General features: G+C 69.9%; 11 protein-coding genes. 10 read left to right on the top strand and 1 reads right to left on the bottom strand.

All coding sequences use genetic code 11. The annotated features are described in order from the left end of the window. Positions 1-164: 164 nt before the first annotated feature. The 7 genes from ACWFR3_RS45685 to ACWFR3_RS45655 all read left to right on the top strand — a co-directional run bounded on the left by ACWFR3_RS45685 (position 165) and on the right by ACWFR3_RS45655 (position 7,096). Positions 165-1,295: an LLM class flavin-dependent oxidoreductase gene (locus tag ACWFR3_RS45685; protein WP_453740641.1), complete on the top strand. Its 1,131-nt coding sequence runs from the start codon at positions 165-167 to the stop codon at positions 1,293-1,295. Continuing rightward, entirely contained in the window at positions 1,295-2,308 is a 1,014-nt protein-coding gene (locus tag ACWFR3_RS45680; protein WP_453740640.1) for an alpha/beta hydrolase, read from the top strand. Before ACWFR3_RS45685 ends, ACWFR3_RS45680 begins: the two co-directional genes overlap by 1 nt. Positions 2,309-2,388: 80 nt before the next feature. Further along, positions 2,389-3,804 (top strand): DUF6421 family protein, encoded by a 1,416-nt coding sequence (locus ACWFR3_RS45675; RefSeq protein WP_453740639.1) that lies wholly within the window; start codon positions 2,389-2,391, stop codon positions 3,802-3,804. Between the two features lie 29 nt (positions 3,805-3,833). Further along, the gene (locus tag ACWFR3_RS45670; protein ID WP_453740638.1) at positions 3,834-4,574 is read left to right on the top strand and encodes an SDR family NAD(P)-dependent oxidoreductase; all 741 of its coding nucleotides are present in this window, start codon (positions 3,834-3,836) and stop codon (positions 4,572-4,574) included. Positions 4,575-4,603: 29 nt separating this feature from the next. Then, entirely contained in the window at positions 4,604-5,674 is a 1,071-nt protein-coding gene (locus tag ACWFR3_RS45665) for a threonine aldolase family protein (RefSeq protein WP_453740637.1), read from the top strand. 90 nt (positions 5,675-5,764) lie between these two features. Beyond that, positions 5,765-6,361, top strand: a complete 597-nt coding sequence (locus tag ACWFR3_RS45660; RefSeq protein ID WP_453740636.1) for a transglutaminase-like domain-containing protein — start codon at positions 5,765-5,767, stop codon at positions 6,359-6,361. Positions 6,362-6,388: 27 nt separating this feature from the next. After that, positions 6,389-7,096 carry a B3/B4 domain-containing protein gene (locus tag ACWFR3_RS45655; protein WP_453740635.1) on the top strand — a complete coding sequence of 236 codons (708 nt, stop codon included), beginning with the start codon at positions 6,389-6,391 and terminating at the stop codon, positions 7,094-7,096. Between the two features lie 5 nt (positions 7,097-7,101). Here the strand turns inward: ACWFR3_RS45655 and ACWFR3_RS45650 are convergent, their stop codons facing one another. Further along, positions 7,102-7,830, bottom strand: coding sequence for a lysophospholipid acyltransferase family protein (locus ACWFR3_RS45650; protein WP_453740634.1), 729 nt, complete (start codon positions 7,828-7,830; stop codon positions 7,102-7,104). Between the two features lie 200 nt (positions 7,831-8,030). On the opposite strand from ACWFR3_RS45650, the gene ACWFR3_RS45645 reads away from it, so the two are divergent. From ACWFR3_RS45645 to ACWFR3_RS45635, 3 genes are all read left to right on the top strand, one after another. Beyond that, entirely contained in the window at positions 8,031-8,393 is a 363-nt protein-coding gene (locus tag ACWFR3_RS45645; protein WP_453740633.1) for a thioredoxin family protein, read from the top strand. A gap of 239 nt (positions 8,394-8,632) precedes the next feature. Continuing rightward, positions 8,633-9,142 carry a flavin reductase family protein gene (locus ACWFR3_RS45640; RefSeq protein ID WP_453740632.1) on the top strand — a complete coding sequence of 170 codons (510 nt, stop codon included), beginning with the start codon at positions 8,633-8,635 and terminating at the stop codon, positions 9,140-9,142. 231 nt (positions 9,143-9,373) lie between these two features. After that, on the top strand, positions 9,374-10,005 hold a 632-nt coding region (locus tag ACWFR3_RS45635; RefSeq protein ID WP_453740631.1), incomplete at its 3' end, for an electron transfer flavoprotein subunit beta/FixA family protein.

Below are 10,005 nucleotides of genomic sequence, written 5' to 3'. Positions count from 1 at the left end.
GCAACCCACAAAAAGATCCGTGCCCCGGCTGTTTCCACGCGCCCTCCCGCCACGCCGGAGAAGTGCCCCCGCGACAGCCCTTGCTACTTCATCACCTGACGGCTAGTCATATGACTAATCGAAACAAGGGTCACGCGGCCACGGCTCAACTCCCTGGAGGGCAAGTGAAGTTCTCCGTCATATTCGAAGCGCAGCTCGCCGACCCCACCGTCGAGCGCGAGCACCAACTCATCCGGGACAGCGTCGAACAGGCCGTCCTGGCAGAGGAGATGGGGTTCGACCGCATCTGGGCGGTCGAGCACCACTCCCTCAAGTGGTACGCCCACATGAGCGCCCCGGAGATCTTCCTGACTTGGGTCGCCGCGCGCACCAGCACCATCCGCATCGGCCACGGCGTGGTCTGCATGCCGTTCAAGTTCAACCACCCGGCGCGGGTCGCCGAACGCGCCGCCATGCTCGACCTGCTCTCCGGCGGACGGCTCGACCTCGGGGCGGGGCGCGGCGGCACGCTCCAGGAAACCTCGCTCTGCGGCGTCGACAAGGAGCGTACGACCCAAGAGGTCGAGGAAGCACTCCAGATCATCGGCAAGGCATGGGCGGGCGACGAACTGGAGCACCACGGCCCGCTGCTCGACATCGACCCGCATCCGATCCTGCCCCGGCCGCACCAGACCCCGCACCCCCCGCTCTTCCTCGCCTGCAGCAGGACCGAGACCCTGAAGCAGGCCGCCGAACTCGGCATCGGCGCCCTGGTGATGGGTTTCGCGGGGCCCGAGTCGATCGCCGGAATGCGGGCGGCGTACGACAACGCGATCGCGGGCCGCAGCGGCGCGCGCTTCGTCTCCGGTGTCGTCAACGACCACTTCTCCGTGCTCTGCCCGACCATCGTGCTCGACGACCGGGAGACGGCCCGGCGCGTGGGCATCCGCGGACAGCGGTTCTTCGCGCAGTCCATCGGCCACTGGTACGGCGGCGCCGGGATCCCCGACGAGGCCGTGGTCGAAGGGACCGACGAGGCGGCCGCGATGCGCGAGGCCGCCGAGCAGATCGTCGCGCGGCTGCACGAGCACAACATCCCCGTACGGCCCACCTCCACGGCCACCTTCAACGCCGATCACGCCTACGGGACCGCCGACGACGCCATCGCGTACGTGGAACGGCTCCGCGACGCGGGGGCCGACGAGATCATGTGCCTGATCCAGATGGGCACCGTCCCGCAGGAGGCCTGTATGGAGACCCTGCGGCAGTGGGGCGAGAAGGTCATCCCGTACTTCCGCGCCCGGGAGGCGGAGTGATGACGCCCGGGACGGACGGCAGCCGCCTCGCCCCGGACGCGCGCCCCCTCGTCGACGCGCTGAGCGCCGCCTTCCCCGACCTCGGCGGCACCGTCACGGACGCGGCCGAGGCCCGCCGCATCCTCGCCGCGGCCCCCGCACAGGGCAAGACCCCACCGCCCGTAGGAGCAGTCTCGGACCGGAACATCCCCGGCCCCATCAGCCCCACCGGCGCCCCCGCCCTGCCCGTACGCGTCTACCGCCCGGAAGGGCCGAACCGCCCCCGCCCCACCGTCGTCTTCTTCCACGGCGGCGGCTACACCCTCTGCGGCCTCGACACCCACGACGCCACGGCCCGCACCCTCTGCGCCGAAGCCGGCGCCGTCGTGGTCTCCGTCGCCTACCGCCTCGCCCCCGAGCACCGCTTCCCCGCGGCCCCCGAGGACGCGTACGCGGCACTGTGCTGGGCCGCGACCGAGACGCGGGCGGGAGGGCTCGGCGGCGATCCGGGCGCCGTGGTGACGGCGGGGGACAGCAGCGGGGGAGGCCTCGCCGCCGTCGCCGCCCTGATGGCGCGGGACCGCGGGGGACCCGCCGTGGCGCTCCAGGTGCTGATCTACCCCATGCTCGACGCGGGGCAGGGCGGCGACTCGTATACGTCGAACGCGACCGGCTGCTTCCTCACCGCCGCGCACCTGCGCTGGTTCTGGGAGCAGTACCTCGGCCCGGACGGCGACGGCAGCCACCCCTACGCCTCACCCGCGGGCGCGGACCTGTCCGCGCTGCCGCCCGCGCGCATCGTCACGGCGGGCTGCGATCCGCTGTGCGACGAGGGCGCGGCATATGCGATCAGGCTGGGCCTGGCGGGGGTTCCGGTGACGCGGGGGCACTACCCGGGGATGTTCCACGGATTCCTGGGCTTCCCGCGGCTCCTGGGCGATGCGCGGGCCGCGGTGGCAGATGTGGCAGAAGCGATCGCCTCAACGGTGTCAGGCAGGAAAATCAGCGGTGATGTTGGGGGTGTCACAGGATAATTTCCTGAGCCTCCTCTTGTGGTGGAGAACCTGCCCGCATACGGTGTTCCCACGCGAGGTTCTCCCGTGGAGGTTGACAAGTGACGGAAATTCTTGTGCAGAGGGTTACGGAAGGGGCGGTTCCTCCCGCGAGCGGGGGTGCCCCCGTGGGAAGGGTCGTGGAGCACCCGGCTTGGCCGATGCTCAAGGACGCCGTGGAAGAGATCCGCCCGTGGCAGTCGGCGGACGGCTCGATCGACTTCGACGCGGAGGGCGCCCCGGCGAAGGCCGTGGCCGAACTCGCCGTCGACCGCGTGATATCCGGGATCGACCAGCTCGCCCCGCTCCTGCCGCACGACGCCGCGTACCACCGGGCGCTCGGCGCGGACCTGCGGCGCTGGGCCGACGACGGCTTCCAGGTGCCGGACTTCCTCGACTCGCTGCTCGCTTTCCAGCCCGCGGCCAACCGCCGGGACGGCCTGCAGCACCTCGTGGTCTTCCCCATGTACACGCAGAACGGCAACCCCGACCGCAATCTCGAAGCGGTCGTGCTGCGCATGGTCTGGCCGGACTGGCTGGCCGAGCTCGAGCGCACGCGCTACGACAACCCGCTGTTCTGCGGCATCACCTTCGAGGACTTCACCGCGGGGTACGACACGAACTCGGCCGTGCTCTTCCCGGAGACCATTGCCGTGCGCCAAGCCCCCGAGCGCTTCAGCTGGGGCGGCATCTTCTGTGACCGCGAGGCCGCCCGCTTCCGCCGCGTCACGGAGGCCTCCGTCGACATCCTCGGGCTCGAACTGCCCGAGGACATCCGCGAGATGGTCGGCGACCAGGACCGCTGCCAGCAGGCGTTCGTCCTGTGGGACATGGTCCACGACCGCACCCACAGCCACGGCGACCTGCCCTTCGACCCCTTCATGATCAAGCAGCGCCAGCCGTTCTGGATGTACGGCCTCGAGGAGCTGCGCTGCGACCTCACCGCCTTCAAGGAGGCCGTGAAGCTGGAGGCCGAGGGCGTCCCGCAGGCGCGTGACGTGCAGTACGCCGTCCTCTTCGACCGCATGTTCCGCTTCCCGGTCACGGGCGACCGCGTCAAGAACTACGACGGGCTCGGCGGCCAGCTGCTCTTCGCTTACCTCCACAAGCACGACGTGGTCCGCTGGACCGACAACAAGCTCAAGATCGACTGGGAGCGCGCGCCGCAGGTCACCAACCAGCTGTGCGCCGAGATCGAGGAGCTTTACCGCGCGGGCATCGACCGCCCCAAGCTGGTGCACTGGTTCGCCGCGTACGACCTGGTCTCCCAGTACCTCGCCCCGCACCCGGGATCGCGCTGGGCCAAGGGCCCCGACGCCCTGGATGTGCAGCTTCCGCCCCGAAAACTGGTCGACGACGTGCTTCCTGACGAGTTTCCGCTCAGCATGTTCTATGAGGCGCTCTCCAAGAAGCTCAAGACCGTGATCGCCTCCACCAAGGGGATCACCGCCACAAGCGCCGAGCAGGTCGCCGCGTGAGCAACCGCACCACCAAGGAGGCGAGGACGATGTCCGCACTCGATGGAGCCGTGGTCGCGGTCGCGGGGGCAGCCGGTCCGGCGGGCCGTGCCACCCTGCTGAGACTCGCCGAGGCCGGTGCCACGGTCATAGCGTCCGACGCCGACGCGGCGCGCCTCGCGGAGGCCGTGGACGCCGCGAGGTACGCGCACGGCGGGGCCACCGTCATAGGCGACACCGTCGACCTGCTCGACCTGGGCGCGGCCCGGGAGTGGGCGACCCGTACGGAGAAGGAGTTCGGGCGGATCGACGGCCTGGTCCACCTCGTCGGCGGCTGGCGCGGCAGTGCCACCTTCGCCGAGACCGACCTCGCCGACTGGGATCTGCTCGAAAAGCTCCTGATCCGCACGGTGCAGCACACCTCGCTCGCCTTCCAGGACGGCCTGCAGCGCAGCGACCGCGGCCGCTATCTCCTGATCAGCGCGGCCGGCGCCTCCAAGCCGACGGCGGGCAATGCGGCGTACTCCGCGTCGAAGGCCGCAGCCGAGGCCTGGACCCTGGCGCTCGGTGACGCCTTCCGCAAGGCGGGGGGTGAGAAGGGCCCGACATCGGCGGCTGCGATCCTGGTGGTCAAGGCGCTGGTGCACGACGCGATGCGCGCGGAGCGGCCCAACGCGAAGTTCGCGGGCTTCACGGACGTCACGGAGCTGGCCGATGCCATCGCCGGAGTCTGGGAGCGGCCCGCCGGAGAAGTGAACGGAACCCGCCTGTGGCTGACCGAGAAGCCGTGACCGCTCGCGACCCCCGTGACAGAGAGCCCGTGAACCCTCCGAAGACCGACGCACGCCGCCATCACGACCCGGAGGTACGGGGCTTCGCGAGCGACAACTACGCGGGCGCCCACCCGGAGGTCCTCGCCGCCATCGCCCTGGCCAACGGCGGTCATCAGATCGCGTACGGCGAGGACGACTACACCGCCAACCTCCAGCAGGTGATCCGCGGCCACTTCGGCCCGACGGCCGAGGCGTTCCCGGTCTTCAACGGCACGGGAGCCAACGTCGTCGCGCTCCAGGCGATCACCGACCGCTGGGGCGCGGTGATCTGCGCCGAGTCCGCGCACATCCACGTGGACGAGGGCGGCGCCCCCGAGCGCATGGGCGGCCTCAAGCTGCTCACGGTCCCCACGCCCGACGGCAAGCTGACGCCCGAGCTGATCGACAAGCAGGCGTTCGGCTGGGACGACGAGCACCGGGCGATGCCGCAGGTCGTCTCGATCGCGCAGAACACCGAACTGGGCACGCTCTACACGCCCGACGAGATCCGCGCGATCTGCGAGCACGCGCACGGGCTCGGAATGAAGGTGCACCTCGACGGCTCGCGCATATCGAACGCCGCCGCGTCCCTCGACGTCCCCATGCGGACGTTCACGAACGCGGTCGGCGTGGACATCCTGTCCCTGGGCGGCACGAAGAACGGCGCGCTCTTCGGGGAGGCCGTCGTCGTCCTCAACCAGGACGCCGTCAAGCACATGAAGCACCTGCGCAAGCTGTCCATGCAGCTCGCCTCCAAGATGCGCTTCGTGTCGGTGCAGTTGGAGGCCCTGCTCGCCAAGGACCTCTGGCTGCGCAACGCCCGGCACGCGAACGAGATGGCGCAGCGCCTCGCGGAGGGCGTGCGCGCGGTGCACGGCGTGGAGATCCTCTACCCGGTGCAGGCCAACGCCGTCTTCGCGCGGCTGCCGCACGACGTGAGCGAGCGGCTGCAGAAGCAGTACCGCTTCTACTTCTGGGACGAGGCGGCGGGCGACGTCCGCTGGATGTGCGCGTTCGACACGCGCGAGGAGGACGTGGACGGGTTCGTGGCGGCCCTCAAGGAGGAGATGGCGCGCTAGCCATCCCTCCCCTCCCGAGTGCTGCATAGATATGCGGCCGACCGTAAATGCATTGACGCGCGGTCGGTCGCATTCCTATGCTCCCGTCGCATGCAGCTGATCCAGCAAAACCCCGACCTGTCGGCGTACTTGGCCGCCGACGACGTTGTCGACCACCAGCATCCCCTGGTCCGCGAGACGGCATCCGGTCTTGCAAAGTCATCCGCCGATACGTACGCCTACGCCCGCGCCGCCTTCGAGTACGTGCGCGACGCCATCCCGCACTCGCAGGACGCGGGCCGCATGGAGGTCACCTGGCGGGCCTCCGACGTCATCCGGGAGCGCACCGGCATCTGTGTCGCCAAATCCCACGCCCTGGCCGCCCTGCTGCGCGCCGAGGACATCCCCACGGCGTTCTGCTATCAGCGGCTGCGGGACGACAACACCAGCGGCTACTCCCTGCACGGCCTCGTCGCCGTACGCCTCGACGGTGCCTGGCACCGGCAGGACCCGCGCGGGAACATCCCGGCCGGCGTCGACGCGCAGTTCCGTCTCGGCGAGGAGCGCCTGGCCTGGCCCGTGGATCCGGAGTTCAATGAAGTGGACTACCCGGTCCTGTATGCTGAACCGGCTCCGGTGGCGCTCCGTGTCCTCAAGGAAGCCCGGGACAGGGTGCACCTCTGGCAGATCTATCCCTCAGAACTGTGACGCACGAACTGTGAGGCACGACGGACCATGACCATCGATCTGACCGTCTCCGAAGAGGTCCGCGCCCTCGCGCCCGGCTTCACCCACGTCGCCATCGAGGCGCACGGCCTCGTCAGCGGCCCCAGCAACGACGCGACCTCGCTCCTCCTCGACGAGGCCGCCCGCCGCCTCGCCGAGCGGCTCGACGGCCGCGCCCCGCACGAGGACCCGCACATGGTGGCCTGGCGCGCGGCGTACACCGCCTTCGGCGCCAAGCCGTCGCGTACGCGCAACTCCGCCGAGGCACTCGCCAAGCGCGCCCTCGCCGACGGCGGCCTGCCGCGCATCAACACCCTCGTCGACGTCTACAACGCGATCAGCGTCGCCCACCTGATCCCGGTCGGCGGCGAGGACCTGGACCACATCAAGGGCGGCATGCGCCTGGTGCGGGCCACCGGCGCGGAGGACTTCGTCACCATGGCCGGCGGCGAGCAGGCCGTGGAGCACCCGGACGCGGGCGAGGTCGTCTGGTGCGACGACGAGGGCGTCACCTGCCGCCGCTGGAACTGGCGCCAGGGGCCGCGCACCCGCCTCACGGAGGAGTCGGTCAACGCCATCTTCCTGCTGGAGGGGATGGGGCCCGACTCGGGGGTCGAGGCCGCGGGCCGCGAACTGGCCGAGCTGCTCGAAAAGTTCAGCCCCGGCGCGCGGCTCACCGTCCACGCACCGGAGCGGGCGTCCGAACGCCCGGAGTAATCGATTCAGCTCGCCTCGGCGGCCTTCACCTCGGCGGGAGTCGGCGCGGTGCCGCCGAGGTGCGCCGGCATCCACCACGTGTCGTCCGGGCCCTTGGGGCGTACGGGATAGGCGCGCTGCGCGGCCTCGAGGAGTTCCTGGCAGCGCTCGCGAAGACGCCGGGTGATCGCGCCGGCGAACTGGTCAGCGGGCGCCTCCATCGGCTCGCCGACCCGGATCGTGATCGGGGTGTGGCTGCGCTTGAAGTTGCGCGGGTGGCCCTTGGTCCACAGCCGCTGCGTACCCCACAGGGCCATCGGGATCAGCGGGACCCCGGCCTCCTGGGCCAGGCGCGCGGCGCCCGACTTGAAGCTCTTCAGCGTGAACGACGGGGAGATCGTCGCCTCGGGGAAGACTCCGATGATCTCTCCGGAGCGCAACGAGTCGAGCGCGTGCTGGTAAGCGGTCTCGCCCTGCTTGCGGTCGACGGGGATGTGCTTCATCCCGCGCATCAGCGGACCGGAGATCTTGTGCCGGAACACCGACTCCTTGGCCATGAAGCGCACGAGCCGCTTCTGCGGCAGGGCCGCGAGGCCGTCGAAGATGAAGTCGAGGTAGCTGATGTGGTTGCTGACGAGGACCGCACCGCCCGTGCGAGGGATGTTCTCCGACCCCTTGCAGTCGATCTTCAGGTCCCAGGCCTTGAACAGCGTTTTAGCGGCGCCGACGACCGGACGGTAGACAAGCTCTGCCATGGGTGGGGAGGGCCCTTCGTGTCTGCCTTGGGAGGGGGCTCCCGGCGGGAAGTTACGCAGCCGTAGGTTTTTCGGCGTTGCGCAGATCGTGCCCCAAGAACGGACGGCTGACCACCCATCGTGCCCGGCGGGCGCGAGATTCTCGTCACGTTGGGAATGTCTGCGGGCGCGCCGACGCTGAAGACGGGGACGGTTGGATCATGACCCTTGGGCGGGAGGCTGACGTGCGGATACGTGATGCGGGGGACCGCATGGACGCTTCGGGGACCGGCAGTTGGGCGGGCTACGAACTGGGCCGGCGAGCGACGCTCGTGCAGTTCTCCAGCGCCTTCTGCCAGCCTTGCCGGGCAACCCGGAGAATTCTCGCGGAGGTGGCCGGAATGGTGCCCGGTGTCTCACATGTGGAGATCGATGCCGAGGCGGAGCTCGATCTCGTGCAGGAACTGCGCATCCTCAAGACGCCGACCGTGCTGGTGCTCGACGCGGACGGACGCGTCGTGCGGCGCGCGACCGGGCAGCCGCGCAAGGCCGATGTGATCGCCGCGCTCGGCAAGGCCGTGTGAGGCGCGGGGCATGGGGGAGGAGATCGTGATGACACCGGTCCAGGGCTCTGCGAGCCGTCTTTCACATCGCGGAACGGACTTGACTGCACCCGGCATCTATCGCCAGCCTGCTCCCATGCCTCCGGAACTCCTTCTCGTCGAGCGGGTCCACGTGGACCTCGCCCGTCACGCAAGTGCGCGCTGTCCGGGCTGCTGAGCAGCCACGGAACCGCTCGTACCTCCTGCAGAAGGACAATTCCATGACGGCAACGCCCGATCTCCGCACTCCCCAGCTCGCCTCCCCCGAACTCCTGCGCTCCGTCTTCAGGCGGCACGCGGCGGGGGTCGCGGTGATCACCGCTCAGGGCCCCGCCGGGCCCGTCGGCTTCACCGCAACCTCGCTCGTCTCGGTCTCCGCCGAACCGCCGATGCTCTCGTTCGGCATCGGTACGGGGGCCTCCAGCTGGCCCGCGGTCTCGGAGGCCGAACACGTCGGCGTCCACATACTCGGCGAGCACCAGCTCGATCTGGCGTCGACCTTCGCGCGCAGCGGCGCCGACCGTTTCGGCGCGGGCACACGCTGGTACGAGGGGCCCGAGGGCGTTCCCGTGCTCGACGGCACGCTCGCCTGGCTGGTCTGCAGGGTCGCGGCGCGGGTGCCCGCGGGTGACCACCGGATCGTCCTCGCGGAAGCCGTGGTGGGCGACCCGGCAGGCGCGGGCAGGCCGTTGCTCTACCACCAGGGGCGCTTCAACGCGCTGCGCGACTGAAAGTTCCCGGACGCCCGCCTTCCGGCCCGATTACAGAGCGTTGGGAAGGTCACAGTTCAAAGCGCTTGCTTAGTGGGCATGTGATGGGTGTACTGGCGAGTAATATTCTGGTCGGAGCGCGGGCCGCCCCGACCGGGATCCGCCCCTTCAGGCGCCTATGCTGCCTGCAAGAAGGCAGTGGCCAGAGCCAAGGCAGCAGCCCAGTAGAGACGATGCAGTAGGAGAGCCGGCGTGAGCTTGAGGATCGTTGTCACCGTGAAGTACGTGCCCGACGCCACCGGCGACCGGCATTTCGCCGATGACCTGACCGTCGACCGGGATGACGTCGATGGCCTGCTGTCGGAGCTGGACGAGTATGCGGTCGAGCAGGCGTTGCAGATCGCGGACGAGGCGGACGACGCGGAGATCACCGTGCTGACGGTGGGTCCGGAGGATGCCAAGGACGCGCTGCGCAAGGCGCTGTCGATGGGCGCGGACAAGGCGATCCACGTGGAGGACGACGACCTGCACGGCACCGACATCATCGGTACGTCTCTCGTCCTGGCGAAGGCGATCGAGAAGGCCGGCTACGACCTGGTGATCTCCGGGATGGCGTCCACCGACGGCACCGCGGGCGTGGTTCCGGCCCTGCTTGCCGAGCGTCTGGGTGTCCCGCAGGTCACGCTGCTCTCCGAGGTCTCCGTCGAGGGCGGTGTCGTCAAGGGCCGCCGCGACGGCGACGCCGCTTCCGAGCAGCTGGAGGCCTCGCTGCCCGCCGTGGTGTCGGTCACCGACCAGTCGGGCGAGGCCCGCTACCCGTCCTTCAAGGGCATCATGGCCGCCAAGAAGAAGCCGGTGCAGGCCTGGGACCTCTCCGACCTCGG

This window comes from Streptomyces sp. NPDC055189 (genome assembly GCF_053606765.1).
Note: the sequence above shows the minus strand (reverse complement) of the source record. Positions and strands in the feature narration are given on the sequence as shown.

What these genes read in the sequence shown, in the direction of transcription:
- ACWFR3_RS45680 (WP_453740640.1), top strand. Translation starts at nt 1,295, where the DNA reads ATGACGCCCGGGACGGACGGCAGCCGCCTCGCCCCGGACGCGCGCCCC.
- ACWFR3_RS45655 (WP_453740635.1), top strand. Translation starts at nt 6,389, where the DNA reads ATGACCATCGATCTGACCGTCTCCGAAGAGGTCCGCGCCCTCGCGCCC.
- ACWFR3_RS45670 (WP_453740638.1), top strand. Translation starts at nt 3,834, where the DNA reads ATGTCCGCACTCGATGGAGCCGTGGTCGCGGTCGCGGGGGCAGCCGGT.
- ACWFR3_RS45660 (WP_453740636.1), top strand. Translation starts at nt 5,765, where the DNA reads ATGCAGCTGATCCAGCAAAACCCCGACCTGTCGGCGTACTTGGCCGCC.
- ACWFR3_RS45640 (WP_453740632.1), top strand. Translation starts at nt 8,633, where the DNA reads ATGACGGCAACGCCCGATCTCCGCACTCCCCAGCTCGCCTCCCCCGAA.
- ACWFR3_RS45645 (WP_453740633.1), top strand. Translation starts at nt 8,031, where the DNA reads ATGACCCTTGGGCGGGAGGCTGACGTGCGGATACGTGATGCGGGGGAC.
- ACWFR3_RS45650 (WP_453740634.1), bottom strand. Translation starts at nt 7,830, where the DNA reads ATGGCAGAGCTTGTCTACCGTCCGGTCGTCGGCGCCGCTAAAACGCTG.